Annotated in this window: 24 protein-coding genes; 17 read left to right on the top strand and 7 right to left on the bottom strand. The window is 73.3% G+C overall.

The features are described from left to right. The first annotated feature begins 61 nt into the window (after positions 1–61). A complete protein-coding gene (locus tag AOM09_RS07445; RefSeq protein ID WP_062386243.1) occupies positions 62–844 on the top strand; it encodes an IclR family transcriptional regulator in 783 nt (260 codons plus the stop codon). 444 nt (positions 845–1,288) lie between these two features. Further along, positions 1,289–2,374: a tRNA 2-thiouridine(34) synthase MnmA gene (mnmA, locus tag AOM09_RS07440; protein ID WP_062386240.1), complete on the top strand. Its 1,086-nt coding sequence runs from the start codon at positions 1,289–1,291 to the stop codon at positions 2,372–2,374. On the opposite strand, the gene AOM09_RS07435 is transcribed toward mnmA, so the two are convergent. Then, positions 2,362–2,793 carry a hypothetical protein gene (locus AOM09_RS07435; RefSeq protein WP_169747630.1) on the bottom strand — a complete coding sequence of 144 codons (432 nt, stop codon included), beginning with the start codon at positions 2,791–2,793 and terminating at the stop codon, positions 2,362–2,364. The genes mnmA and AOM09_RS07435 overlap by 13 nt on opposite strands. A gap of 272 nt (positions 2,794–3,065) precedes the next feature. Between AOM09_RS07435 and AOM09_RS07430 the strand changes: the two genes are divergently transcribed. From AOM09_RS07430 to AOM09_RS07415, 4 genes are all read left to right on the top strand, one after another. Next, positions 3,066–4,403, top strand: a complete 1,338-nt coding sequence (locus AOM09_RS07430) for an ABC transporter substrate-binding protein (protein WP_062386234.1) — start codon at positions 3,066–3,068, stop codon at positions 4,401–4,403. Positions 4,404–4,488: 85 nt separating this feature from the next. After that, positions 4,489–5,496, top strand: coding sequence for a carbohydrate ABC transporter permease (locus tag AOM09_RS07425; protein ID WP_062386230.1), 1,008 nt, complete (start codon positions 4,489–4,491; stop codon positions 5,494–5,496). A gap of 56 nt (positions 5,497–5,552) precedes the next feature. Next, on the top strand, positions 5,553–6,371 hold the full coding sequence (locus AOM09_RS07420; RefSeq protein WP_082098957.1) for a carbohydrate ABC transporter permease: 819 nt from the start codon (positions 5,553–5,555) through the stop codon (positions 6,369–6,371). Between the two features lie 57 nt (positions 6,372–6,428). Then, positions 6,429–7,469 carry a LacI family DNA-binding transcriptional regulator gene (locus AOM09_RS07415; RefSeq protein ID WP_062386224.1) on the top strand — a complete coding sequence of 347 codons (1,041 nt, stop codon included), beginning with the start codon at positions 6,429–6,431 and terminating at the stop codon, positions 7,467–7,469. 18 nt (positions 7,470–7,487) lie between these two features. Here AOM09_RS07415 and AOM09_RS07410 read toward each other — a convergent pair whose 3' ends face one another. After that, positions 7,488–8,036: a TetR/AcrR family transcriptional regulator gene (locus AOM09_RS07410; protein WP_062386220.1), complete on the bottom strand. Its 549-nt coding sequence runs from the start codon at positions 8,034–8,036 to the stop codon at positions 7,488–7,490. A 217-nt stretch (positions 8,037–8,253) separates the two neighbouring features. On the opposite strand from AOM09_RS07410, the gene AOM09_RS07405 reads away from it, so the two are divergent. Both AOM09_RS07405 and AOM09_RS07400 read left to right on the top strand, forming a co-directional pair. Then, the gene (locus AOM09_RS07405) at positions 8,254–9,318 is read left to right on the top strand and encodes an SDR family NAD(P)-dependent oxidoreductase (protein WP_062386217.1); all 1,065 of its coding nucleotides are present in this window, start codon (positions 8,254–8,256) and stop codon (positions 9,316–9,318) included. Positions 9,319–9,416: 98 nt separating this feature from the next. Next, positions 9,417–10,010, top strand: a complete 594-nt coding sequence (locus AOM09_RS07400) for a gamma carbonic anhydrase family protein (RefSeq protein WP_062386565.1) — start codon at positions 9,417–9,419, stop codon at positions 10,008–10,010. A gap of 56 nt (positions 10,011–10,066) precedes the next feature. Here the strand turns inward: AOM09_RS07400 and AOM09_RS07395 are convergent, their stop codons facing one another. Next, a complete protein-coding gene (locus AOM09_RS07395) occupies positions 10,067–10,378 on the bottom strand; it encodes a hypothetical protein (RefSeq protein ID WP_062386214.1) in 312 nt (103 codons plus the stop codon). A 131-nt stretch (positions 10,379–10,509) separates the two neighbouring features. On the opposite strand from AOM09_RS07395, the gene AOM09_RS07390 reads away from it, so the two are divergent. After that, positions 10,510–13,503, top strand: a complete 2,994-nt coding sequence (locus tag AOM09_RS07390; RefSeq protein WP_062386211.1) for an AfsR/SARP family transcriptional regulator — start codon at positions 10,510–10,512, stop codon at positions 13,501–13,503. Positions 13,504–13,536: 33 nt separating this feature from the next. Here the strand turns inward: AOM09_RS07390 and AOM09_RS07385 are convergent, their stop codons facing one another. Together AOM09_RS07385 and AOM09_RS07380 are read right to left on the bottom strand one after the other, a co-directional pair. Further along, entirely contained in the window at positions 13,537–13,983 is a 447-nt protein-coding gene (locus AOM09_RS07385) for an Hsp20/alpha crystallin family protein (RefSeq protein WP_062386209.1), read from the bottom strand. 136 nt (positions 13,984–14,119) lie between these two features. Further along, the gene (locus AOM09_RS07380) at positions 14,120–14,824 is read right to left on the bottom strand and encodes a YoaK family protein (RefSeq protein ID WP_369346051.1); all 705 of its coding nucleotides are present in this window, start codon (positions 14,822–14,824) and stop codon (positions 14,120–14,122) included. Positions 14,825–14,938: 114 nt separating this feature from the next. Between AOM09_RS07380 and AOM09_RS07375 the strand changes: the two genes are divergently transcribed. The 5 genes from AOM09_RS07375 to AOM09_RS07355 are packed head-to-tail and all read left to right on the top strand — an operon-like array spanning position 14,939 to position 21,049. After that, positions 14,939–16,027 carry an acetamidase/formamidase family protein gene (locus tag AOM09_RS07375; protein WP_062386206.1) on the top strand — a complete coding sequence of 363 codons (1,089 nt, stop codon included), beginning with the start codon at positions 14,939–14,941 and terminating at the stop codon, positions 16,025–16,027. Further along, positions 16,024–17,604 (top strand): AtzH-like domain-containing protein, encoded by a 1,581-nt coding sequence (locus AOM09_RS07370; protein WP_062386202.1) that lies wholly within the window; start codon positions 16,024–16,026, stop codon positions 17,602–17,604. The genes AOM09_RS07375 and AOM09_RS07370 overlap by 4 nt, the downstream gene beginning before the upstream one ends. A gap of 28 nt (positions 17,605–17,632) precedes the next feature. Continuing rightward, the gene (locus AOM09_RS07365) at positions 17,633–18,859 is read left to right on the top strand and encodes a pyridoxal-phosphate-dependent aminotransferase family protein (RefSeq protein WP_062386199.1); all 1,227 of its coding nucleotides are present in this window, start codon (positions 17,633–17,635) and stop codon (positions 18,857–18,859) included. After that, positions 18,856–20,148 (top strand): allantoate amidohydrolase, encoded by a 1,293-nt coding sequence (locus AOM09_RS07360; protein WP_062386196.1) that lies wholly within the window; start codon positions 18,856–18,858, stop codon positions 20,146–20,148. Before AOM09_RS07365 ends, AOM09_RS07360 begins: the two co-directional genes overlap by 4 nt. 55 nt (positions 20,149–20,203) lie before the next feature. Beyond that, positions 20,204–21,049: a PhzF family phenazine biosynthesis protein gene (locus AOM09_RS07355; RefSeq protein ID WP_062386193.1), complete on the top strand. Its 846-nt coding sequence runs from the start codon at positions 20,204–20,206 to the stop codon at positions 21,047–21,049. Between the two features lies 1 nt (position 21,050). On the opposite strand, the gene AOM09_RS07350 is transcribed toward AOM09_RS07355, so the two are convergent. Next, positions 21,051–21,611, bottom strand: a complete 561-nt coding sequence (locus AOM09_RS07350; RefSeq protein WP_062386189.1) for a nucleotidyltransferase family protein — start codon at positions 21,609–21,611, stop codon at positions 21,051–21,053. A gap of 23 nt (positions 21,612–21,634) precedes the next feature. Between AOM09_RS07350 and uraD the strand changes: the two genes are divergently transcribed. From uraD to AOM09_RS07335, 3 genes are read left to right on the top strand one after another with little or no spacing between them, the layout of a single operon-like run. Beyond that, positions 21,635–22,111, top strand: a complete 477-nt coding sequence (uraD, locus tag AOM09_RS07345) for a 2-oxo-4-hydroxy-4-carboxy-5-ureidoimidazoline decarboxylase (protein ID WP_062386187.1) — start codon at positions 21,635–21,637, stop codon at positions 22,109–22,111. After that, positions 22,108–22,428: a hydroxyisourate hydrolase gene (uraH, locus tag AOM09_RS07340; protein WP_062386185.1), complete on the top strand. Its 321-nt coding sequence runs from the start codon at positions 22,108–22,110 to the stop codon at positions 22,426–22,428. The genes uraD and uraH overlap by 4 nt, the downstream gene beginning before the upstream one ends. 59 nt (positions 22,429–22,487) lie before the next feature. After that, the gene (locus AOM09_RS07335; RefSeq protein WP_228375082.1) at positions 22,488–23,141 is read left to right on the top strand and encodes a DsbA family oxidoreductase; all 654 of its coding nucleotides are present in this window, start codon (positions 22,488–22,490) and stop codon (positions 23,139–23,141) included. Positions 23,142–23,218: 77 nt separating this feature from the next. Here AOM09_RS07335 and pgi read toward each other — a convergent pair whose 3' ends face one another. Next, the gene (gene pgi / locus AOM09_RS07330) at positions 23,219–24,898 is read right to left on the bottom strand and encodes a glucose-6-phosphate isomerase (RefSeq protein ID WP_062386178.1); all 1,680 of its coding nucleotides are present in this window, start codon (positions 24,896–24,898) and stop codon (positions 23,219–23,221) included. Positions 24,899–24,977: the final 79 nt, after the last annotated feature.

The raw sequence follows: 24,977 nt of genomic DNA, 5'->3' as shown, positions 1-24,977 counted from the left end.
GGTGGGGACGCGGGCGGCGGCCGCAGATCGGGGCCCGTGTCTCATATGTGAGACTGGAAGCATGCCCGAAACGTCAGCCCGGTCGCGTCCGACCGCGCCCGCCGTCGACCAGGCGCTCGCGTTGCTCACCTTCCTCGCGCGTCAACGCGGCCCCGTGACCGCGGGCGCGCTCGCCACGGCCCTCGGGATCCCGCGCGCGTCGCTGTACCGGCAGCTCGCCGCGATGATCGCGCACGGCTACGTGGTGCACCTTCCCGAGGAGGGGCGGTACGGGCTCGGGGTCGCGGCCTACGAGCTCAGCTCCGGCTTCTCCCGCCAGCAGCCTCTCGCCCGTCTGGGCGCTCCGGTGCTCGCGGCGCTGGTCGACCGCGTGGGGGAGTCGGCGCACCTCGCCGTCCTCAGCGGGCGCGACGTGGTCTACCTGGTCGAGGAGCGCGCGCCGCGGCGGCCGCCGCTCATCACCGACGTGGGGGTGAGACTGCCTGCGCTCGCGACGGCCACCGGCCGCGCCCTGCTCGCGGCGCTCCCCGACGCCCAGCTGCGGGCGCTGTACCCGGGCCGCGACGCGTTCACCGGCGCCCCGGAGGGTTCGCCGCAGAGCTACGCGGCGCTCAAGGAGCTGGTACGCGAGACGCGTGCGCGAGGTCACGCGCGCGAGGAGGGCGACGTCACCCCGGGCCTCGCCTCGGTCGCGGCGGCGGTGCGCGACCACGCGGGCTGGCCCGTCGCGGCGATCGCGGTGACCTACCCCGCGGACCGGGTGGACGCCGCGCGGCGCGACGAGCTGGTCGCGGCGGTGACGCGGGAGGTCGCCGAGCTCGAGCGGCGCATCGGACGGCGCTGAGGCGAGCCTGCGGCGATGGTGCCGCGGGGCTTCGCGCCGCCGCCCCGCCGCCCCGCCGCGCTTCGCGCTTCGCGCCGCCGCCGCCTCGCCGCCGCGCCGCGCTCCGCGCAGGGGATCTTGAGATTTCCGGGGTGGATCGGCGCTTCGCGCATGAGATCTTGAGGTCGCCCCGGGCTGCGGTGCCCGGGTGCGCCGCGGGGCTGTGCCGCAGGCGGTGCTGCGGGCTGTGCCGTGGCACTGCGCCGCAGGCGACCTCGGTGATCTCAAGATCCCCTGCGCGAAGCCGGTGCGCCGCCGGCAAGTCTCAAGATCCTATGCGCGAAGGCGAGGGCACCGGCGTGGTGCGACGATTCGCGTGCCGGGCGAGCGCCCGTTTCGGGCAGGCCCGGCCGACGCTCCGTGCGCGCCTCGTACACTTGTGGGGTTCATCACCGGGAGGTCCCCATGCGCGTGCTCGCCGCCCTGTCCGGCGGGGTCGACTCCGCTGTCGCGGCCGCGCGCGCGAAGGACGCGGGCCACGACGTGGTCGGCGTGCACATGGCGCTCTCGCGCAGCCGCGCCGAGCACCGCACCGGCTCCCGCGGCTGCTGCTCGATCGAGGACGCCAACGATGCGCGGCGCGCGGCGGACAAGCTGGGCATCCCGTACTACGTGTGGGACCTCAGCGACGAGTTCCACGACACCGTGGTCCAGGACTTCCTGTCCGAGTACGCCGCCGGCCGCACCCCCAACCCGTGCGTGCGCTGCAACGAGCACATCAAGTTCGACACGTTGCTCGAGCGCGGCGTGGCGCTCGGCTTCGACGCGGTGTGCACCGGGCACTACGCGCGGATCGACGTGCGCGAGGACGGCGCGCGCGAGTTGCACCGCGCCGCCGATGCCGCGAAGGACCAGAGCTACGTGCTCGCCGTCATGGGCCCCGATCGCCTCGCGCGGGCGATGTTCCCGCTCGGCACCGTCGCCTCGAAGGCCGAGGTGCGCGCCGAGGCGGTCGCGCGCGGGCTGGGCGTCTCGAACAAGCCCGACTCCTACGACATCTGCTTCGTCGCCGACGGCGACACGCAGGGATTCCTCGCGCGCGAGCTGGGGGAGCGCCCCGGCGACATCGTCGACGAGAACGGCGCGGTCGTCGGCGAGCACGCCGGCGCCTACGCCTTCACCGTCGGGCAGCGCAAGGGGCTGCGCCTGCCCCGTCCGGCCGCCGACGGCGCGCCGCGCTACGTCACCGGCATCGACACGACTCGCAACGTGGTGACCGTCGGCCCCGAGACGCTGCTGAGCGTGCGCACGCTCGTGGGCGAGGACGTCGTGTGGCTCGCGGAGGACGTGCCGGCGCGCGGCGCGACCCCGTGCGAGGTCCAGGTGCGCGCGCACGGCGCACCCGTGCGCGGCACCGTGACGCGGGACGATGCGCGGGTCGCCGTCACGCTCGAGGAGCCCATGCGGGGCGTTGCCGCGGGCCAGTCGCTGGTGCTCTACCAGGGATCACGCGTGATCGGTCAGGCGACCCTGGTCCGTCAGCCTGCGTAGGGCTCGAGGTCGACGTCCTGGACGTGCATGACCTCGCCCCACTCGTCGGGCACGCATGCGTCCGGGATCGTCATGTCGGGGGTGGGCGCGCCCCAGCCGCCGCCGGCGAACACGGTGTCGCCCATCGCGTAGTCCCGGCCGGCGTAGGTCAGCACCTCCGCCGTCGCGTCCCAGGCGGCAAGCTCGCGGGAGAGCACCGGGACCACCGTGAGGCCGTCGGCGTCGCCCTCGCCCACGATGTACAGGCAGCCGTCCCGCAGCGCGAGCGTCCCCTCCATGAGCGCCGCGTCCCCGCCCGAGCCGGGATCCCAGTCGTAGCGGGCCACGGGGCTGCCGGCCGCGTCGAGGCCGTCACCGGCCGGCGCGGCGCAGGCTGTCAGCGCGCCCAGGGCGCCCAGGGCACTCAGTGACCCGAGCAAGATCCCTGCTAACGAGCGCTTCATAGGTCGATGCTCTCGCCGCGCCGCCCCACGCGCAAGGCCGTTCGGGTCACGATCGCGCAACCGTCGGTGCGCCTCCTCCGAGGCCTCGCTCACGGATTCGTAACGTTTCGGATACGAAAGAACGACGCCCGTCGAAACGGTTTGACACGTGCCCGGCGGGGCAATACCTTGAAGCCGATGCGAGAGAGCGCTCTCACAGCGAGAGCGCTCTCACGATCACCCATCAGTACGGACACAAAGGAGTGAACGTGAGCTTCTCACGACGCAAGACCACCCTCGGGTTCGCCGCGGGAGCCGCGACCCTTGCCATCGCCCTCGCGGGCTGCAGCGACAGCAGCGACCCGGAGGCCTCGGGCTCGCCGGCCGGCACCGACGGCGGTTCCGGCTCGGAAGAGCAGATCACCCTGACGCTGGCGACCTTCAACCAGTTCGGCTACTCCGGCGAGTCGGAGGGCGGTGACTACGCCTACGACCTCATCGCGGAGTACGAGGAGCTTCACCCCAACGTCGACATCGTCTACAACGTCGCGGACACCTCGAACACGGCGCGCGAGAACTTCTTCACCAAGCTGGGCCCCGGCGGCCTCGCGGACGTCGAGGCGATCGAGGTCGACTGGCTGCCCGAGGCCATGCAGTACTCGGACCTGCTCGCGGACCTGACCTCCTCCGACGTCGACGGCCGCTGGCTGCAGTGGAAGACCGACGCGGCGACCGACAAGGACGGCCGTCTCATCGGCTACGGCACCGACATCGGCCCGGAGGCCATCTGCTACAACGTCGACGCGATCGACGCCGCCGGCATGGACTCCTCGCCCGAGGCGATGGCCGCCGCGCTCGACGGCGACTGGGACAACTTCATGGAGCTCGGCAAGCAGTACACCGACGCGACCGGCAAGGGCTTCTTCGAGGAGACCCCGGCCATCCTCCAGGCCATGATCGGCCAGCTCGAGGCCCCGTACGAGAGCCCCGACGACGACTCGATCATCGCGCTCGACAACGCCGACGTGAAGGCGATGTACGACACCCTCACGCAGGCCACGGCGGACGGCATCTCTGCCGGCCTCCAGCAGTGGGGCGACGACTGGGCGGCCGGCATGGCCAACGGCGACTTCGCCGTCATGCCCTGCCCGTCCTGGATGCTCGGTGTCATCAACGGCAACGCGCCGGACGGCAACTGGGCGATCGCCGACGCCTTCCCGGGCGGCGGCGGCAACTGGGGCGGCTCGTACCTGACCGTCCCGGCCAGCGGTGCCAACGTCGAGGCGGCGACCGAGTTCGCCGCGTGGCTGACGGCTCCCGAGCAGCAGGCGAAGGCGTTCGCGAACGTGGGTGCGTTCCCGAGCCAGCCCGAGGCCTCGGAGTCCGAGGACGTCCAGTCCGCGACCAACGAGTTCTTCGGCGGCGCCGAGACCGGCAAGATCTTCACCACGCGTGCCGCTGCGGTGACGGTCGCCCCGTACAAGGGCCCCCACTACTTCCAGGTCAACGACGCCATGGTGAACGCCCTGCGTCGTGTGGAGGAGGGCACCATGTCCGCCGACGAGTCGTGGGCGCAGTTCCAGTCCGACGTCGAGGCGCTGGGCTAAGTCGATCCACGGTGCGGGCCGTCTCCCTCGGGAGGCGGCCCGCACCCATCGTCGGCACCGTCATCACCACCAGGGGAAGCACCACATGACCACCACCACCCCCCAGACACAGGCACCGGCGCCTCGCGGCCCCGAGCGCCGGCGCACGCCGCTCACGTGGCGTCAGCGCCTCGGCCGACTCGACGTGAAGCTGTCGCCGTACCTGTACATCGCGCCCTTCTGGATCGTCTTCGCGATCGTCGGGCTCTTCCCGATCGTCTACACGGCGGTCATCTCCTTCCAGGACTGGGACCTGGTGCGCAACACCGGCACCATGACCGGCTTCGACAACTTCGCGTTCGTCCTGCAGGACCGCGAGTTCTGGCTGTCACTGCGCAACACCTTCTCGATCTTCCTGCTGTCCTCCGTGCCGCAGGTCATCATCGCGACCTTCATCGCCGCGATGCTCGACAAGAACATCCGCGCCAAGACCTTCTGGCGCATGGGCGTGCTGCTTCCCTACGTCGTCGCGCCGGTGGCGGTCGCGCTGATCTTCTCGAACATGTTCGGCGACCGCTACGGCCTCATCAACTCGCTGCTCAACGACATCGGCCTCGACAGCATCCGCTGGCACGTCGACGTCATCCCGAGCCACTTCGCGATCGCGACCATGGTCAACTTCCGCTGGACCGGGTACAACGCGCTGATCCTCCTGGCCGCGATGCAGGCCATCCCGCGCGACCTCTACGAGGCCGCCGCGATCGACGGCGCCGGCACCGTGCGCCGCTTCTTCTCGGTCACCCTGCCCCAGATCCGCCCGACCATGATCTTCGTCATCATCACGTCGACCATCGGCGGCCTGCAGATCTTCGACGAGCCCCGCATGTACGACACCAACGGCCAGGGCGGCTCGAACCACCAGTGGGAGACCATCACGCTGTACCTCTACAACATGGGCTGGGTCGACTTCGACTTCGGCCGTGCGGCGGCGGTCGCGTGGATCCTGTTCATCATCATCGTCGCCTTCGGCCTGCTGAACTTCTTCATCACGCAGCGCTTCATCGCGGGCGACACGGTCGCCAAGGCGCCGAAGCGGAAGAAGGTGTCCCAGTGACCACCATCGTCAACCCCCTCAAGCGCGCCAAGCAGGGCGCGAGCGCCGTGTCGACGATGCGCCCCAGCTGGTTCACGTACGCCGCGCTGGCGATCTTCCTCATCGCGTCGGTGTTCCCGTTCTACTGGTCGTTCCTGATCGCGTCGGGCGACCGCTTCACCATCAACGACCCCAACCTGTCGTGGTGGCCCGGCGGCAACTTCCTCGAGAACGCGGCGACGGTCATCAACAACCCGGCCGTCAACTTCTGGAAGGCCCTCTGGAACTCGATCGTCGTCTCGACGTCGGTCTCCGTCTCGACCGTGGTGCTGTCCACCCTCGCCGGCTACGCGTTCGCGAAGCTCCGGTTCAAGGGCTCGGGTCCGCTGCTCGTCGGCGTCGTCGCGACGATGGCGGTGCCGGTCCAGCTCGGCATCGTGCCGCTGTACATCCTCATGCAGAAGTTCGGCTGGACGGGCAGCGTGGGCGCGGTCATCATCCCGGGCCTGGTGACGGCGTTCGGCGTGTTCTGGATGACGCAGTACATCTCGCAGTCGCTGCCCACCGAGCTCATCGAGGCGGCGCGAGTCGACGGCTGCTCGATGATCCGCACGTTCTGGCACGTCGGCCTCCCGGCGGCGCGTCCCGCCGCGGCCATGCTGTTCCTCTTCACGTTCGTGACCAGCTGGAACAACTTCATGTGGCCGTACATCGTGCTCGACTCGAACAACCCGACGCTGCCGGTGTCGCTGTCGATCCTCCAGGCGAACTACTTCGTCGACTACTCGCTCGTGCTCGCGGGCGTCCTGCTGGCAACGGTGCCGCTGCTCCTCCTGTTCATGTTCGCCGGGCGTCAGCTCGTCTCCGGCATCATGGCGGGGGCGGTGAAGGGCTAGGCGCGACATGCCTCGCACGTGCGGCGGGCATGGCGTGATCTCCGCAAGGATGTCCCCATGCCCGCCGACGAGGATCCGATCGTGACCGCTCCGGGGCGGACCCCGCCGCCCACGCTCGAGCTGGTCGCCGCGCGCGCGGGAGTGTCCCGCGCGACCGTGTCCCGCGTCGTCAACGGGTCGACGTCGGTGTCCCAGCCCATCGCGGAGGCGGTCCGCCGGGCGGTCCAGGAGCTGGGCTACGTGCCCAACCGCGCGGCGCGGTCGCTCGTGAGCCAACAGTCGCAGGCGATCGCGCTGGTCGCCCCCGAGGACGTCAACCGCTTCTTCGGCGACCTGTTCTTCGCGGAGATCGTGTCGGGCATCGACGCCCGCCTCGAGGACTCCGACTACGTGCTCAACCTCATGGTCGCCAACCACGACCCGAGCGGGAAGACGATGCGCTACCTCGGCGGCGGTGCGGTCGACGGCGCGATCGTGGTCTCGCACCACACCAGCGACCGGTTCCTGCGGCGCCTCACGGAGTCGCTGCCGGTCGTGTACGGCGGTCGCACCTCGGTCGCGGGCAACGACACCTACGTGGTCGACGTCGACAACGTCGCGGGCGGCGCGCTCGCGACGCAGCGGCTCATCGATCGCGGCTGCACGCGCATCGCCACCATCGCGGGCCCGCTGACGATGCAGAGCTCGATCGACCGCCTCACGGGGTGGCGTCAGGCGCTGGACGCGGCCGGCGTCGCCGCGGGCCCCGTGGTCGACGGAGACTTCACGATGTTCGGCGGGGCCGCCGCCATGCGCGAGATCCTCGAGTGGCGCGAGCCCGTCGACGGGGTGTTCGTCGCCTCCGACCTCATGGCGTCGGGCGCGGTGCCGGTGCTGCTCGACCGCGGCATCCGCATCCCGGACGACATGGCGCTCGTGGGATTCGACGACAGCGCGGCCGCCGTGTCGACGGGCGTCGGGCTCACGACCGTGCGTCAGCCGTCGCGGCAGATGGGCTGGCACATGGCCGACATCCTCATCGACGTGCTCAACGGCGCGGTCGACCTGCCGCGCGAGCTGATCCTGCCGCTCGAGCTGGTGGTGCGCGACTCGGCCTGAGAGACGATGCGGTCGGGCCTACGCCGGCCCGAGGCCCCGCATGAGCAGGCCCCAGGCCTCCTCGACGCGCGCGTGCCGCTGATCGGCGGGCACGCGCGCGACGAGCGCGGCGAGCATGCCGATCGCGAGCAGCATGTCCTCCGCCGTCGTGCCGGGCGCGAGCGTGCCGTCCGTGCGCGCGAGGTCCACCTTGCCGGCGATCGCGCGCGCCATGCGGCGCTCGAGCGCCCGCATCTCGGGACCGTCGTCCGTCGCGGCGTACGTGATGATCGCGGCGGTGCCCTCGATCTGGTGCGTGACCAGGTCGGTGACGTCGCGGAGCGTGGTACCCGGGTCCGCGGCGAGCGTCTCGATCGCCGTGAGGTTCTCGTCGAACACGGCGTACACCAGCGACTCGCGCGTGGGGAAGTGGCGGTACAGGCTCGCCTGTCCCACGCCGGCGCGGCGCGCGACCGCGGAGACCGGTCCCTCCACGCCGTTCGCCGCGAAGACGTCCCGCGCGGCGGCGACGAGCGCGGCGCGGTTCTCGGCGGCCGCGCTGGGCCCGCGATTCGTCTTGGTCGCCATGGGTCGAATGTATAGGGTGGGATGACCGGACAGAGTTGTCCGGTAGCAGAGGGAGCACATGGTCGACACAGCCCCGCCGTCCCGGCGACGCATCGGCGTCACGCCGCACGGCCCGGCCGCGCCGGCCGCCGTCCCTTCGGCTTTCCCCGGAGCCGCCCGCGCATCGTCGCCCCGTCGCGACGTCCGCAGTCTCTCCACTCCCCACCGAGAGGAAGTCATGTCCACCACCCTGCCCACCGGCGACACCAAGGTCGCCGACTGGCTCGCCCACCCCGTCGCCGGCCAGGTCATGCGCGAGATGCTCGCCGAGGCCGGCCAGTCCGAGAAGACGCTCGCACCCGTGAAGCGCTTCTCGATGAACAAGCTCGTCAAGATCTCCGGCGGCCGCTTCAGCCAGGAGCTGCTCGACGGGCTCGTCGCCGAGACCGCGCGTCGCGCGGCCGATCCGTCCGCGCCCGTCGCCGCGGCATCGTCCGACGAGGAGCCCTCGGCTCCCGTCGCCGCCGCAGCGGAGGCCCCCGAGTGGGAGGAGCGTGTCACCGACGGCCGCTTCACCGGCAAGACCGTGGTGGTCACCGGCGCCGGCTCGGGCATCGGTCGCGCCACGGCCGCGCGCGTCGCCCGCGAGGGCGGCCGCGTCATCGCGCTCGACATCTCCGCCGAGCGCCTCACCCAGCTCGCGGCCGAGCTCGACGGGCTCGATGTCACCACCGTGACCGCCGACGTCACCCGGGAGGGCGACATCGCGCGCGTGCTCGAGGCCGCGGGCGACCGCATCGACGCGCTCGCGAACGTGGCAGGGATCATGGACAACATGACCGGCCTGCACGAGGTCGCGGACGATGTCTGGTCGCGCGTGTTCGCGGTCAACGTCGAGGGCGTGATGCGCTTGTCGCGAGCGGTGCTGCCGCGCATGCTCGAGGCCGGCGCGGGGGCGATCGTCAACGTCGCGTCCGAGGCCGGTCTCCGCGGATCCGCCGCAGGCGTCGCCTACACGGCGTCGAAGCACGCCGTGGTCGGCATGACCAAGAGCACGGCGTTCCTCTACGGGCCGTCGGGCATCCGCGTCAACGCGGTCGCGCCGGGACCCGTGATCACCAACATCGAGGCCCGCTTCGACTCGGAGCTCGCGCAGGAGCGGATCACCACCGCGATGGCCGTGCTCCCGGCGCCGGTCGCGGCCGAGCAGCTCGCCGCGTCGATCACGTTCCTGCTCTCCGACGACGGCGTCAACCTCAACGGCGCGATCCTGCCGTCGGACGGCGGCTGGTCGGCGGCCTGACGGAATCGCGCGTCCCGTCCCAGGGGTCGCGCGCGGGGGCCCGGAGCGGATGCTCCGGGCCCTGTCGCGTGTCGAAGCAGGTATCTACGATGGTCGGCATGATCGTCACGCACCGCGGCAAGTCCCCGTCCATCGATCCCACGGCGACCGTCGCGCCGACGGCTGTCGTGTGCGGCGACGTCACGCTCGGCCCGGGGGTGCGGGTGCTGCACGGCGCCGTGCTCACGGCCGAAAACGGGCGCATCACGGTCGGGTCCGACGTGGTGGTGATGGAGAACGCGGTGGTGAAGGCGCGTGCGGGCCACGACGTCGAGATCGGGGACGCCGTGGTGATCGGGCCGCACGTGCACCTCAACGGCGCGCGCGTCGGCGATGAGTGCTTCCTCGCGACGGGTGCCGCGCTCTTCCCCGGCGCGGTCCTCGAGGACGGGTGCGAGGTGCGCATCCGTGGCGTGGTCCAGGTGAACACCACGCTCACCGCGGGAACCGTGGTGCCCATCGGGTGGATCGCGGTCGGGACGCCGGCGACCACGCTTCCCCCGGACCAGCACGAGGAGGTGTGGGCCATCCAGCAGGGGCTCGACTTCACGGGCACCGTGTACGGCGTGGAGCGCGGCGCGACGATGCGCGAGATCGTCCGCGGCCAGAGCGACTTCTACGCCGCTCACGCCGACGACGAGATCGTGGGCTGACCCGCGGCCCGGCGGGGCCTCCGCCGGGCCGCGTGCCTCCCCCGGGGCCGGAACGCTCAGTCGGTGTGCGACTCGGCGACCGCGCTCGCCATCGGCGACAGGTCGTCGTCGAGGCCCGCCGCGACGAGCGCCGCGGCCGCCGCGCTCATCGGCGACAGGTCGTCGTGCACCGCGACGAGGTCGATGCGCACCGGCGGCGAGTCGTCCGCGACCGGCAGCGCGCTCGCCGCGGTCCCGACGCCGATCGCGGCGGCGAGGGCGGCGGCGGCCGCAAGGCCGAGCGCGACCCTGCGGCGCGCGGACGGGCGGACCCCGACCAGCCGCCCGAGGGCGTCGCCCAGGATCGCGATCGCGGCGGGGGCCGTCATCGTGCCTGGCTGAGGCGCGGGAGCGCGGGTTAGGGTGCTGGGAACGGTGGTGGTGCGGGAGCGGCGTGCCTCGAGCATGATGACCTCCTCCGGGTCGGGCAGCTCCCACCGTCCTCGGGGGGAGTCAACGCATGGTCGATGCGCGGTCGACGGCGGGTGAGCAGCCCGCGGAGGCCCCTGCGGTGCGCGTGCTGGGCGACGTCGCGCTCGTGCACGAGGGCGGCACGTCGAGCGTGCCGGGCTCGGGGCGGCGCGCGGTCCTCGCGCTGCTCGCCTGCCACGTCGGCGAGCCGGTCCACCCCGACGCGATCATCGCGGCGCTGTGGCCCGAGGGGGAGCCGCGCAGCGCCGCCAAGGTGGTCCAGACCTACGTGTCGCAGCTGCGACGCATGCTCGCGGACGCCGGCCTCGGCAGGGATGCCCTTCTCACCACGGCGGCCGGCTACGTCCTCGCGATCCCCCGCGAGCGGTGCGACGCCGCGCGGTTCGAGGACGAGGCGGTCGTGCTGATGCGCGCCGGTGCGTCGGCGGCGGTCGCCGCGCTCGACGCGGTGCTCGCCGGATGGCGCGGCGAGCCGTACGCCGGGGTCGCGCTGCCGTTCGCCGAGGAGGAGGCGGCGCGGCTGCGGGCCCTCCACGCGCGGCTCGAGCTCGTGCGGCTCGAGCGGCTCGTCGCCGAGGGCATGCCCGAGCAGGCGCTCGGTCGTCTCGAGGAGCGCGCGGGTGCCGAGCCGTCCGACGAGCGGACGGCCGCCGCGCTCATCGAGGCGCTCGCGGCGCTCGGCCGGAGGGGGGACGCCCTGCGCGCGCACGAGCGCCTCCGGGTCGCGCTCGCCGACGAGCTCGGGGTCGATCCTGACCCCTCGATCGAGCGCCGCTACCTCGAGCTGCTCCGGGCCCACGACGACGTCGCGGCCGCGCCCGAGGCACGCGCCGCGGACGGCGCCGCGCCGCGTCCGCCGTCGGGCGCCGCGGGCCTTCCGCCCGACCCGGCTCCGCTCATCGGTCGCGAGGCCGAGGTGGCGCGCGTGCGCGACCTCCTCGCGCGCCGGCGCCTCGTCACCATCACCGGATCGGGCGGCGCCGGCAAGACCCGGGTCGCGCTTCGCGTCGCGCACGAGGAGTCCGCCGGGCGCGAGGTCTGCTGGATCCCGCTTGCCGGGCTCGCGGAGGAGTCCCGCGTGGCGCAGCACGCGATGAGGGCGCTCGGCCTGCCCGAGCAGATCGCGCGCCCGCCGCTGCCGGTCCTCATCGAACGGCTCTCGCGCGCGGACACCCTGGTGGTCCTGGACAACTGCGAGCACGTCGCCGACGGAGCCGCGCGGCTCGTGGGCGTACTGCTCGACGCGTGCCCGGGGGTCGCGGTCCTCGCGACCAGCCGCACGCCGCTGCACGCGCCGGGCGAGCAGCGCTGGCGCCTCCCCGCGCTCGGGCTGCCCGCGGGCGCCTCGCCGGACAAGGTCGGGGAGTGCGCCTCCGGGCGCCTCTTCGTCGAGCGCGCGCGGAGGGTCGACCCCGACTTCGCGCTCACGGACGATGCGGCGCGCCACGTCGCGTCGATCTGTCGCGCCCTCGACGGCGTGCCGCTCGCGCTCGAGCTCGCGGCGGCGCGCACGGGCGGCCTCGCCCTGCGCGAGCTCGACTCCCGGCTCTCCGCCAGCCTCGTCCTTCTCACGGGCGGCGGCGCGGCGATGCCGCGGCATCGGACGCTGCGCGCGGCCATCGAATGGAGCCATGCCCTCCTCAGCGAGCCCCAACGGCGCCTGCTCGCGCGGCTGTCGGTGTTCGCCTCGACGTTCGGCGCGGACGCGGTGGCCGCGGTGTGCGCGCAGCCGGGCGCCGACGACGCGGAGACCGTGGCGACGCTGGCCGACCTGGTCGACGCCTCGATGGTCGAGCGCACCGAGGACGGAGCGTTCCGGCTGCTCGAGACCGTGCGCCAGTTCGCCGCATCCGGGCTCGGGGACGAGGCTCCGGACCTGTGGACGCGGCACGGTGCGTGGGTCGCGGCGAGTCTCGAGGAGGTCGGTGCGCAGCTGCTGTTCGAGACGGCACGTTGGTACCGCCGGCTCGACGTCCTCATCCTCGAGGCGCAGGTGGCGTTCGACCGTGCGCTCGCCCGCGGCGACGCCGAGCTCGGCGCGCGCATCGCCTCGGGAGCGGGCTGGTCCCTCATCAACACCGGGCGCTACGGGCTCCAGTGCGAGTGGAGCGAGCGCATCATGGCGACGGGGGCGGTGCGATCGTTCGCCCCGGACGTCGGCGGGCACGCGCTCCTGATCTTCGGGGCGACCGCGACCATCGACGGGCGGCACGGCATCGCCCTCGCCCGGCTCGACGATGCGCTCGAGGCGTTCGCGCGCTCGAGCGACGCCACCGGGGCGCTCTGGGTGGACTACTGGCGTGCCGCGGTGCTCGCCGATCTGGGCCGGTGCGGCGAGTCGGTGGCGCTGTCGCGCGATGCGGCCGGCCGCGCGGGCGGCCATCCCGAGATCGAGGCCGCGCTGCATGCGGGCCTTGCGGAGGCGCTCGCCGCCTCGGCGGTCGACTCCGCGGGGGAGCCGCGCGCGCTGCTGGACGAGGCGGCGCGCGCGGACGCGCACGCGCGCACCCTCAGCCGGCGCGCGGGTCTCGAGGAGATCGCCGCGCGCGTCGACATGACGGACGCGCTGCTGTGCGCGCACCGGGGAGATCCGGCCACCGCGCTCGAGCGCTGCGCGGCGGAGCTCCCGCGATGGCGTGTGCTGGGGCGGGGCAACCGGCTCGCGGTCGCGCTCATCGCGGCGGCGCGGGTGGCGAGCGACGCGGGCGAGGCGGGGCGTGCCCGCGAGCTCATCGCCGAGGGTCTCGAGACGCTCGACGATCTCGGGTGGGCGCTGCCGCTCGGCGACGCGGTGGAGGCCGCGGGGGCGGTGACGCCGGATCCGGCGGCGGCGGCCCTCCTGCTCGGGGCATCGTCCGCCTGCACGCGCACGCACCGGTGGCACGTCCCATGCGACACCGCGCGGGCCCAACGCCTCGCCCATGAGCGGCTCGGGCCGGCGCGCGTCGCGGACCTCGCCGCGGAGGGCGCCACGCTGGGCTTCGACGCGCTCATGAGCGCCGCGCGGGCCGCGGTGGCGTGAGGCCCGGGAGGGTGGCCCGGGCCTCACGCGGGGTCAGTCGGTGCTGACCTGGATCCGGCGCGGCTTCGCGGACTCCGCCTTCGCGACGGTGACCGTGAGCATGCCGTCCTTGTACGTCGCGGCGACCTGGTCCGGGTCGACGCGATCGGGCAGGCGGACGGCGCGGTGGAAGCTGCCGAACCGGCGCTCCACCCGGCGGAATCCCTCCGCGCTCTTCTCGTCGTAGAATTCGCGCGTGCCGGACACGGTGAGGACGTTCTCCTCGAGGGAGACGTCCACGTCGTCGGGCTTCACGCCCGGGAGCTCGACGTGCATCGTGAATCCGTCCGCGGTCTCCTCGACGTCGAGCGCGGGGGAGAAGGCCCCGGCGAGCGACGCGTCGCCGTCGCCGAGGAGATGCTGGACGATGCGCTGGAAATCGTCCGGCCACGGGCTCGCGGCAGCGGCCGGAACCGAACGACGAAGAACCTCTCGTGCCATGATCTGAGCTCCTTCAAGGATGGGTGGCCCGGAAGGGATGGCGCCCTCGCGGGCGAGCGCTCACGCGCTCCACCGTCAGGATAAGACTTGAGCGGCCTGCGCTCAAGTCCGATTCACGTCCCTGGTAGAAGCGGTGTCAGTCCTGGTCGTACGGCAGGCGTGCGAGCCTGCTCGGGTGCGAGACCTGGCCGAGCCAGGCGACCACGAGCGTGATGATCGCGGACAGCGCCATGCCGGCGCCGATGTGCAGCTTGAGCAGCAGCGCACCCGTGAGCGCGCCGAGGCTGATGAGCGCGATCGCCCCCGCGCGGCGCTTCCACGGCTGGCCGCCGCCCTTGCCGAGCACGGAGTCGGAGGCGAGGCCGGTGATGGTCGACGTCACCACGACCGTGGTGACGTCCTTGACGGCGACGTGGCGCGCGGCGGCGGCCTGGCATCCCATGGCTGCACCGAGCGCGAGCGTGATCGCGTACTGCAGCGCGGTGCCCTCGTGCTCGAGCAGCGAGGCGGGCACGGCGGCGAGAGCGATGACCACGCCCACGGCGCCGAACAGCACGGTGTGGCGCGGGGTCCACGCGTCGGCGGAGCCGCGCAGCGCGCGCCCGCCGAGCGCCGCGCCGGCCATGAACCCGCCGAGCGCGATCAGGGGCCCCACGATCGGGAGTCCGGTGTCTCCCGCGAGACCCATGCCGAGGATCACGACGTTGCCGGTCATGTTGCCCGTGAAGACGCGGTCGAGGCCGAGGTAGCCGACCGCATCGATGATGCCGGTCGAGAAGGTGAGCGCGAGCATGAGGCCCAGGTGGGCGTTCGCGGGGTTGCGGCGCATGCGGTCGAGCACGGGTCCTCCGGAGGGGTGGGCCCCGGCCGGGGATCCGAGACCGCGTCCCGGGGCGGCTGTAGTCTCGGCCCAAGACTAGGGCACGCCGTGCATCGACCACGGGAGGGAGGCCGCGTGGGGGACTACCAGGGCGCATTGCAGCCCGGCGCGCGCGTGGGCGCGGACACGTACCTCCCGGCGGACCCTGCGCTCGTGCACTGGGGCCGTCTGCCCCGGCGCGGCGACGCCCCCGCGGCCGCGGTCGATCCGGGCGCAGAGCTGACGGTCGACACGGTGAGCCATGAGGGCCTGCTCCCCGACCAGGGAGGCGACCCGCTCGCGTTCTTCACGGGCCACGGCGTCGCCGCCGAGGAGGTGCTCGAGGACGCGGTCGCGATCGCCGCGACGCGCGTCCGCGACGCCTCGGACGGGCCGCACGTGGTCACGGGGCCCATCGAGGTGCGCGGCGCGCGACCCGGGGACCTGCTCGCGATCACGCTGCTCGACGCGACCCCGCGCGTGCCCTACGGCGTCATCTCGAACCGGCACGGCCGCGGCGCGCTGCCGGGCGAGATGCCGGCGGGTCCCGGCGACGTGTCGGTGTTCACGCCGATCGCGCCCGACGAGCGGGGCGAGTGGCGGGGCCGGCTCCCGCTCACGCCCGACGGCGAGCGGTCCGTGAGCTTCCCGCTCGCACCGTTCCTGGGGATCATGGGCGTCGCCACCGACACGGACGCGCGCGCGCACTCCGTGCCGCCCGGCCCGCACGGCGGCAACATCGACATCCGTCACCTCACCGCCGGTGCGACGCTGTACGTCCCCGTGCAGGTCGCCGGTGCGCTCGCATACGTCGGCGACCCCCACTTCGCGCAGGGCAACGGCGAGGTCGCGCTCACGGCGCTCGAGGCGTCGCTGCGCGTGCGCATCCGGCTCGACCTGCTCGACGCGTCCGAGGCGGCGCGCGAGTTCGGCGCGCTCGCCGGGCCGCTCGCCGCGGATGCCACCCACCTCATGCCCACCGGTCTCGACGAGGACCTCGACGAGGCCATGCGCGCGTGCGTGCGCCAGGCCATCGCGCTGCTGGGCGCGCGCTACGGCATGGCGCCGCACCTCGCGTACGCGTACCTGTCCGCGGCGACCGACTTCGAGATCTCGCAGGTGGTGGACCTGGTCTCCGGGGTCCACGCCCGCATCCGCCGCGCCGACTTCGAGGGGGTCCGATGAACATCGTCGTGGAGGGCGGGGCCGAGGCGCCCGCCGGGCTGGTCGAGGCGGTGCTCGCGTACGAGGCCGCGCTCGGCGCGGACGACCTGGACGCGCTCGCCGCGGCCTTCGCGCCGGGGCCGGACACGGTGCGTGGCGACCGGGCCGGCCTGCTCGTGGGTCACGAGCGCATCGCGGGCTTCCGCTCGCGCCGCGGCGGTGCCGGTGCGCGCGAGGTGGCCGAGGTCCGCGTCCACCCGGCCGGGGACGATGCGGCGCACGTCACCACGGTCAACGCGCCCGCGGGCGGCGGTCGCGGGCTGGTCACCCAGCTGTGGAGGCGCGACGGCGCCGGCGCGTGGCGCATCGTCGCCGCGCACGTGACCGCGCCCGCACCGGCGATCGACGGGCGCGTCTGGCGCGTCGTCGGCGCCCCGCTGGTCGCCGGCGCGGACGAGGGTCCGCTCGCGGGCGAGACCGTGGCGGTCAAGGACCTCTTCGCGATCGCCGGCCAGCGCATCGGCGTGGGGGTGCGCGCCTACCTCGCCGAGGCGCCCGTGGAGGAGCGGACCGCCCCCGCCGTGCAGGCGCTGCTCGACGCCGGCGCGGACGTGCGCGGCATCGCGCAGACCGACCAGTTCGCCTACTCGATCGCGGGGCTCAACCCCGACTACGGCACGCCTCCCAACGTCGCCGTCCCCGGCGCGATCCCGGGCGGCTCGAGCTCGGGGCCCGCGAGCGCGGTCGCGCTGGGCCAGGCGAGCATCGGGCTCGGCACCGACACGGCGGGCTCGATCCGCGTCCCCGCGTCCTATCAGGGGCTCTGGGGCCTGCGGCCGACCCACGGCGCCGTCAGCCTCGAGCACGTCGCGCCCCTCGCGCCGCGCTACGACACGGCGGGCTGGCTCACCCGGGACGGGGAGACGATGCGCCGGGTGGCGAGCGTCGGGCTCGCGGGCGCGCCGTCGGTGGAGCCCGAGGCCTCCTATCTCGCGGCGCCCGCGGTCATGATGTCGTGCGCGGCCGGCGTGCGCGACGCCTTCGACGTCGCGCTCGGGGCGCTCGCGGACGCGGGGCTGCGCGTCGCGCCTGTCGACGTGCCCGCGCTCGACGACATGCTGCTGGCGTTCCGCCTCACGCAGTCGGCCGAGGCGTGGGTGTCCGACGGCGCGTGGGTCGAGTCGCATCCCGGGGCCCTCGCGCCGGACGTCCAGGACCGCTTCGACTTCGCCCGCGACGTCACGCACGACCAGGAGGCGGACGCGCTCGCGGATGCGGGCCTGCTCGCCGCGCGGCTCGACCTCGAGCTCGGGGACCGCATCCTGCTGGTGCCCTCGGCCGCCTCCGCGGCGCCGTCGCTCGACGCGGCCGAGCCGGAGCTCGAGGAGCGTCGCCGCGCGACGCTCAGCATCACCGCGATCGCGGGGCTGACCGGGCGTCCGGCGCTGTCGGTGCCGCTGCTCGACACGCCCGACGGGCCGGTGGGGATGTGCCTGGTGGGGCCGGCCGGCTCCGAGCTCGCGCTGGTCGAGGCGGGTCTCGCCCTCGAGGCGCTCCTGCGCAATCCAGGCGAAACATCGTCAGGGCAGACTGTGTAAGTCACATCAACATTCCGGGGAGGCCCCGATGTCCCTGCCAGGCCCGATCGACCCGCCCGCGCGGCTGCTGATGGGCCCCGGTCCCATCACGGCCGACCCGCGGGTGCTGCGCGCCATGTCGGCGCAGCTGGTGGGGCAGTACGACCCGTACATGACGGACACCATGAACGAGGTCATGGACCTCTACCGTGGGGTGTTCGCGACCGCGAACGCGCAGACCCTGCTCGTGGACTCCACCTCGCGCGGCGCGATCGAGGCAGCCCTCGTGTCGCTGGTGTCGCCGGGTGATCGCGTGCTGGTCCCCGTCATGGGGAGGTTCGGCCACCTGCTGGTCGAGATCGCGGAGCGGTGCGGCGCGGACGTCCACACGGTCGACGCGCCCTGGGGCGAGGTGGTGCCGCTCGAGCGCATCGCGGAGGCGATGGAGCGCGTGCGGCCCAGCCTCCTCGCGACGGTGCACGGCGACACCTCGACCACGATGATGCAGCCCTTCGACGGGCTCCGCGAGCTGTGCGACCGCTACGAGTGCCTGCTCTACGCGGACGTCACCGCGACGCTGGGCGGCAACCCGTTCCCGACCGACGCGTGGGGCGTCGACGCCGCCACCGCGGGCCTGCAGAAGTGCCTGGGCGGGCCCTCCGGCTCGGCTCCGGCGACGTTCTCTCCGCGCGCGGTCGAGCTGATCGAGGGGCGCAGGTCCATCGAGGCGGGCATCCGCGTCGACGGCGACCCGGTCGCCGCGCACCCGATCCGCTCGAACTACTTCGACCTCGCGATGATCTTCGACTACTGGTCGCCGCGCCGCCTCAACCACCACACCGAGGCCGCGACCATGCTCTACGGCGCGCGCGAGTGCGCCCGCATCATCCTCGAGGCGGGACTGCCCGCGTATCAGGAGCGCCACTCCCTCCACGGCGCGGCCATGGTCGCGGGCGTCGAGGGGCTGGGCCTCGAGGTGTACGGCGACCGCGCGCACAAGATGGCCAACGTCGTGGGCGTGGTCATCCCCTCCGGGATCGACGGCGAGGCGGTGCGCGGCGTCCTCCTGCGCGACTTCGGGATCGAGATCGGCACCTCCTTCGGCCCGCTCGCGGGACGCGTGTGGCGCATCGGCACCATGGGCTACAACGCCCGCAAGGACGCCGTGCTCGGGACGCTCGCCGCGCTCGAGGCCGTGCTGAGAAGGCTCGGCCACGCGGTGCCCGCCGGCGGCGGCGTCGAGGCGGCCTACGACGTGTACGGGGCCGCGGCGTGAGGCGCGCGCGGCGCGCGGGAGCCGCGGGCGGCGCCTCGCTCGACGACGCACGCGAGGTGATGCGCCGCTGCGACGTCCTCGCGGGCATCTCCTCGATGGATGGCGGGATCGAGCGCGTGTACCTCTCGCCCGAGCATGCGCGCGCCAACGCGCAGGTGGCGGAGTGGATGGGCGCCGCGGGCATGCGCCCGTGGCAGGACGCGGCGGGCAACGCGCGCGGCTCGTACCCGGGCGCGACGCCCGACGCGCCGGTCCTGCTGCTCGGCTCGCATCTCGACACCGTGCCCGACGCCGGCCGGTACGACGGCATCCTGGGCGTGATGATCGCCATCGCCGTGGTGCGGCGCCTGCACGCCAACGGCGTGCGCCTGCCCTTCGCGCTGGAGGTGCTGGGCTTCGCCGACGAGGAGGGGGTGCGCTTCGGGCGCACGCTGCTGGGCTCGTGCGCGGTCGCCGGCACGTGGGATCCCGCATGGCTCGACCTCGAGGACGCCGACGGCGTCACGATGCGCGAGGCGCTCGCCGCGTTCGGGCTCGACCCCGACGCCGTCGGCGAGGCGGCTCTCGACCCCGCGACCCTGGTGGGCTATCTCGAGGCCCACATCGAGCAGGGCCCGCTGCTGCTCGACGCGGGCCACCCGCTCGGCGTGGTCTCGGGGATCATGGGGGCCAAGCGCTTCGACCTCACCATGGAGGGCGCGGCCGGTCACGCGGGCGGTGTGCCGATGCGCCACCGCCGCGACGCGCTGCTCGGCGCGGCGCAGACGGCGCTCGCCGTCGAGCGGGTGGCCCTGGCGCGCGGGGTGGTCGGCACCGTGGGGCAGATGACGGTGGGCCCGGGCGCCGCGAACGTGATCCCCGGCCGCGCGGACTTCTCTCTCGACGTGCGGGCGGCCACCGATGCCGACCGGGACAAGGCGTGGGAGGAGATCCGCGCGCACGCGGTCGAGGCGGCGGGGGAGCGCCGGCTCGCGTTCACCGAGCGCCTGCGGCACGAGGCGCGCGCGACCTCGTCCGAGCGTCGCCTGAGCGAGGCCGTCGAGGCCGGCGTGACCGCGGCGACGGGCGACGCGGAGCCGATGGAGCTGCTGTCGAAGGCCGGCCATGACGCGATGGCGATCGCGTCGCTCACGCCGTACGCGATGCTGTTCGTCCGCAACGGCAACGGCGGCGTGAGCCACCATCCCGACGAGGTCGTATCCGTCGAGGACGTCGCCCTCGCCATCGACGCGTTCGAGGCCGCCGTGCTCGCGGCGGCGCAGCGCGTCCAGGACGGGCTGTCCGCGTGAGCGCGGTGCCAGCGGGCCCCGCCGCGGCCCCGGGTGCTCCGGCTACGGTCGAGGGATGACCTCCCTTCCCTTCCGCCAGGTCGACGTATTCGGCGCCGACCCGTACACCGGCAACCCCGTCGCGGTGATCCTCGGCGCCGACGGCCTCACCGACGCGCAGATGGTCGCGATCTCGGTGTGGACCAACCTGTCCGAGTGCACCTTCGTGCTCGAGCCGACCACCCCCGACGCCGACTATCGCGTGCGCATCTTCAACCTCAGGACCGAGCTGCCGTTCGCCGGCCACCCGACCCTGGGGACCGCGCGCGCGTGGCTCGACGCGGGCGGCGTCCCGCGTGACGCCAAGCGCATCGTTCAGGAGTGCGCCGTCGGCCTCGTCGAGGTGTGGGACGACGGCGAGCGGCTGGCGTTCGCCGCGCCCGCGCGGCGGCGCACGGGACCGGTCTCCGCGGAGGACCTGGCCGAGTTCTGCGCGGTGCTCGGCATCTCCGTCGACCGCGTGATCGGCTCGCAGTGGGTCGACAACGGTCCGGGCTGGGTGGCCATCGAGCTCGGCTCGGTCGAGGAGCTGCTCGCGCTCGAGCCCGAGCTCGCCGGGCGCGAGGGCGAATGGGACCTCGGCGTCTTCGCGCGTCACGCCGCAGGAGAGCACGCCGAGATCGAGGTGAGGGGGTTCTTCACCGGAGGCACCGGCGCGCTCCACGAGGATCCCGTCACCGGGTCGCTCAACGCCTCGCTGGGCCAGTGGCTGACCGAGTCGGGCCGGATCGAGGCGCCGTACGTCGCGGCGCAAGGCACGGCGATCGGTCGGCGCGGACGCGTGCACGTGACGCCGGTCGACGAGCAGCTCTGGATCGGCGGCGCGACCGACGTGTGCGTGCGCGGTGAGATCGAGGTCTGACTCAGCGGGTGTCGACGTCCGCCGCGACGCCGAGTCCCGCGCAGTCGACCGGCTCCGCGTGGTGCGCCTCGAGGTAGTGGGCCGCGCCGCGCGTGCCGCCCACGGTCGCGAGCAGCCCCCGGAGATGGGTGGCGCCGATAAGCACCGGGTGGCCCGGGGTGTCGCCGTCGACGGCGCGCGCGAGCACGCCGGTGTCTCCCGTCCATCGTGCCGCCACGCGCGCGACGGCCTCGGGCGCGAGCGCCGGCAGGTCGACGAGCGTCACCAGGACCGCCTGCGCATGAACCGACTGCGCGGCCGTGAGCGCGACGTGGAGGCTCTCGCCGATGCCCTCGTTCCAGCGGTGCGCGACGAGCGCGTGCGCGGCGCGCGGCAGGAGGTGACGGGCCTCCTCGGCCTCGGCGCCGAGGATCGCGAGCACGGGCTCGCAGCCCGCATCGGCGAGAAGGCCGCAGGCGCGCGGGAGCCACGCGCCCGCATCGTCCCGCGCAAGCGCCTTGGGCGCGCCGAAGCGCGATCCCGCGCCCGCGGCGAGCACCACTCCGACAAGACCGTTGGCCATACTGGACATCGTAAGGAGACACGATGATCGAACCCACCCGCGAGGATCTGCTCGCGTGCCTGCGCGTGGACCGCTGGGCGTCCGAGGTGGCGGCGCGCGCCTACGGCTCGCTGCTCGAGCTCGAGCGCGCGGCCGTGTCCGCGGCGACGCCGCTGACGCCGGAGGAGATCGACGAGGCGCTCGCGGCCCACCCGCGCATCGGCGAGCGCCGCGACGGCGACGATGCGGAGTCGCGCTTCTCGCGCTCCGAGCAGGTGGCCTCCGCCTCCGGGGACGAGGCGCTCGCGAGCCGCCTCGCGGACGGGAACCGCGCCTACGAGCAGCGCTTCGACCGGGTGTTCCTCATCCGCGCGGCGGGGCGCTCGCGCGAGGAGATCGTCGCGGAGCTGGAGCGGCGCCTCGCGAACGAGGACGCCGTCGAGCTCGCGGAGGTGGCGGATCAGCTGCGGGGGATCGCGCTGTTGCGCCTCCGCGCGACCTACGGGGAGGTGGCCGCATGAGCCACGTGACCACGCACGTGCTGGACTCGGTCCATGGCCGGCCGGCGGCAGGCATCCACGTGCGGCTGCTCCATGGGGGCGAGGAGATCGCGACCGGTGCGACCGACGCGGACGGCCGCGTCGCGTCGCTCGGCCCGGACCGCCTGCATCCGGGGACGTACCAGCTGGTGTTCGCCACCGGGGAGTGGTTCGCCGACCACGGCGTCGCGACGTTCTACCCGGAGGTGCGCATCGCCTTCGGCATCGCGGGCGACGAGCACTACCACGTGCCGTTGCTGCTCAGCCCGTTCGGCTACTCGACGTATCGGGGCTCGTGACACGAGCGCTTGTTGCGAGTGCCGGGAATGTTATCGGCACGCCGCGCGATAATAGAGGCGTGAGCATTGAGATCGACATCTGGTCCGACATCGCCTGCCCGTGGTGCTACCTGGGCAAGCGCCGACTCGAGGAGGCCGTCGCCGCCTCGGGCGAGGAGGTGACCCTCCGCTACCGCAGCTTCCAGCTCGACCCGAGCATCCCCGCGGACGAGGCGACGCCGCACGCCGAGGCGCTGTCGAAGAAGTTCAACACCACGCCGGAGCGCGTGCGCGAGATGAACCAGCGCCTCATCGACCTCGGTGCGCAGGCCGGCATCGCGTACGACTTCGACGCGTACATGTCCGCGAACACGCGCGACGCGCACCGGCTCCTGCACCTCGCGCACGCCCGCGGGCTCGGAGTCGAGATGAAGGAGCGCCTCATGCGTGCGCAGATGGTCGAAGGCGCCGTGGTCTCGGACCACGAGGTCCTGGTCGGGCTCGCCGCCGAGGTGGGGCTGGCGGAGATCGAGGCGCGCGAGGTGCTGACCTCGGGTGCGTACGGCGACGCGGTCGACGCGGACATCGCCCAGGCCGCGGCGTACGGAGCGACCGGCGTCCCGTTCTTCGTGTTCGACTCGGCGTTCGCGATCTCCGGCGCCCAGCCGGTCGAGACCTTCGCCCTCGCGCTGTCGAAGGCGCGCGAGGCGCGGGAGGCGCGCGCCGGCGCCTGAGACCTGCGTGAAGCGGCGCCGCAGACGACGAAAGGGGGCCGACCCTGCCGGGCCGGCCCCCTTCGCTGTGCCTGAGATCAGGCGCGGTTGGAGCGGTAGTACGCGATGAGCGCCTGGGTGGACGCGTCCTGCGCGGACAGCGCCGCATCGTCGCCCTCGATGGCGGGCGCGATCTCGAGCGCGAGCTTCTTGCCCAGCTCGACGCCCCACTGGTCGAAGGCGTTGATGCCCCACACGACGGACTGCGTGAACGTGATGTGCTCGTACAGTGCGATGAGCTGCCCCACCACCGACGGCGTGAGCGACGGCGCGAAGATCGACGTCGTGGGCTTGTTGCCCGCGAACGTGCGCGCGGCGACGAGGGCGCCCGTGGTGCCCTCGGCCTCGACCTCCTCCGCGGTCTTGCCGAAGGCCAGCGCCTTGGTCTGCGCGAGGAAGTTGGCGAGGAACAGCGCGTGGACGTCCTGGCCGCCGTCCTCGAGCGGGTACGCCGGGTTGACCACGGCGATGAAGTCCGCGGGGATGAGGCGCGTGCCCTGGTGGATCAGCTGGTAGAACGCGTGCTGGCCGTTGGTGCCGGGCTCGCCCCAGAAGATCTCGCCGGTGTCCGTGGTGACGGGCGAGCCGTCCCACATGACCGACTTGCCGTTGGACTCCATGGTGAGCTGCTGAAGATAGGCAGGGAAGCGGTGGAGCTGCTGCGCATACGGCAGCACGGCGTGCGACTGCGAGCCCAGGAAGTTGCAGTACCAGACATTCAGGAGCCCCATGAGGACGGGCACGTTCTTCTCGAGCGGGGTCTCGGCGACGTGGGTGTCGACGGCGTGGAAGCCGGCGAGGAACTCGCGGAACACGTCCGGGCCGAGCGAGATCGCGAGCGAGAGGCCGATGGCGGAGTCGACCGAGTAGCGGCCGCCCACCCAGTCCCAGAAGCCGAACGCGTTGGTCGGGTCGATGCCGAAGGCCGCGACCTTGTCGAGCGCGGTGGAGACGGCCACGAAGTGGTGCGCGACCGCATCGTCCTTCTCGGCGTCGGTGCCGACGGGGACGCCGGCGGCGCCGAGCGTCTCCCACAGCCAGTCGCGCGCGAGGCGCGCGTTGGTGAGCGTCTCGAGCGTGGTGAAGGTCTTCGACGCGACGATGAACAGCGTGGTCTCGGGGTCGAGGCCCTTGACCTTCTGGCCCATGTCGGTCGGGTCGATGTTCGAGACGAAGCGCGCCTCGATGCCCGCGGTCGCGTACGGCTCGAGGGCCTCGTAGACCATGACGGGGCCCAGGTCGGAGCCGCCGATGCCGATGTTGACGATGTGCGTCACGGTCTTGCCGGTGACGCCCGTCCACTCGCCGGAGCGGACGCGCTCCGCGAAGGCGTCGATCGCGGTGAGGACGGACTGGACGTCCTTGTCGACATCCTGGCCGTCGACCGTGAGCGCGGGGGAGGCGCCGGCCGGGCGGCGCAGCGCCGTGTGAAGCACGGCGCGGTCCTCGGTGGTGTTGATGTGCTCGCCGGCGAGCATCGCGGAGTAGCGCGCGGCGACGCCGGTCTCCTCGGCGAGCTTCACGAGGCTCGCGAGGATCTCGTCCGTGACGAGGTTCTTCGAGAGGTCGACGTGGAGGTCGGCCAGCGGCAACGAGAAGCGCTCGACGCGCGACGCGTCGGCGGCGAACCACCCGCGGAGGTCCGGGGTGAACGATGCCTGGAGGGCGGTGAGCTCGGCCCAGGCGGACGTGGTGGTGGGATCGATCGGTGCAGTCACGGTTGAAAGGCTAGCCGGGTTGCGGACGATGCGCGTGGGACCTGGGTGGGACCGGTTGCACAGGGTGGTGCGCACGGCT

Source organism: Demequina iriomotensis (assembly GCF_000971395.1).
In the GTDB taxonomy this organism is placed as follows: Bacteria; Actinomycetota; Actinomycetes; order Actinomycetales; family Demequinaceae; genus Demequina; species Demequina iriomotensis.
The sequence above is the reverse complement of the archived record's forward strand: the minus strand, read 5'-3'. Positions and strand labels throughout refer to the sequence as shown.

Coding starts and splice junctions, on each gene's coding strand:
- AOM09_RS07445 (WP_062386243.1), top strand. CDS start 62: ATGCCCGAAACGTCAGCCCGGTCGCGTCCGACCGCGCCCGCCGTCGAC.
- mnmA (WP_062386240.1), top strand. CDS start 1,289: ATGCGCGTGCTCGCCGCCCTGTCCGGCGGGGTCGACTCCGCTGTCGCG.
- AOM09_RS07425 (WP_062386230.1), top strand. CDS start 4,489: ATGACCACCACCACCCCCCAGACACAGGCACCGGCGCCTCGCGGCCCC.
- AOM09_RS07420 (WP_082098957.1), top strand. CDS start 5,553: ATGCGCCCCAGCTGGTTCACGTACGCCGCGCTGGCGATCTTCCTCATC.
- AOM09_RS07415 (WP_062386224.1), top strand. CDS start 6,429: ATGCCCGCCGACGAGGATCCGATCGTGACCGCTCCGGGGCGGACCCCG.
- AOM09_RS07410 (WP_062386220.1), bottom strand. CDS start 8,036: ATGGCGACCAAGACGAATCGCGGGCCCAGCGCGGCCGCCGAGAACCGC.
- AOM09_RS07405 (WP_062386217.1), top strand. CDS start 8,254: ATGTCCACCACCCTGCCCACCGGCGACACCAAGGTCGCCGACTGGCTC.
- AOM09_RS07400 (WP_062386565.1), top strand. CDS start 9,417: ATGATCGTCACGCACCGCGGCAAGTCCCCGTCCATCGATCCCACGGCG.
- AOM09_RS07395 (WP_062386214.1), bottom strand. CDS start 10,378: ATGACGGCCCCCGCCGCGATCGCGATCCTGGGCGACGCCCTCGGGCGG.
- AOM09_RS07390 (WP_062386211.1), top strand. CDS start 10,510: ATGGTCGATGCGCGGTCGACGGCGGGTGAGCAGCCCGCGGAGGCCCCT.
- AOM09_RS07385 (WP_062386209.1), bottom strand. CDS start 13,983: ATGGCACGAGAGGTTCTTCGTCGTTCGGTTCCGGCCGCTGCCGCGAGC.
- AOM09_RS07370 (WP_062386202.1), top strand. CDS start 16,024: ATGAACATCGTCGTGGAGGGCGGGGCCGAGGCGCCCGCCGGGCTGGTC.
- AOM09_RS07365 (WP_062386199.1), top strand. CDS start 17,633: ATGTCCCTGCCAGGCCCGATCGACCCGCCCGCGCGGCTGCTGATGGGC.
- AOM09_RS07355 (WP_062386193.1), top strand. CDS start 20,204: ATGACCTCCCTTCCCTTCCGCCAGGTCGACGTATTCGGCGCCGACCCG.
- AOM09_RS07350 (WP_062386189.1), bottom strand. CDS start 21,611: ATGGCCAACGGTCTTGTCGGAGTGGTGCTCGCCGCGGGCGCGGGATCG.
- uraD (WP_062386187.1), top strand. CDS start 21,635: ATGATCGAACCCACCCGCGAGGATCTGCTCGCGTGCCTGCGCGTGGAC.
- uraH (WP_062386185.1), top strand. CDS start 22,108: ATGAGCCACGTGACCACGCACGTGCTGGACTCGGTCCATGGCCGGCCG.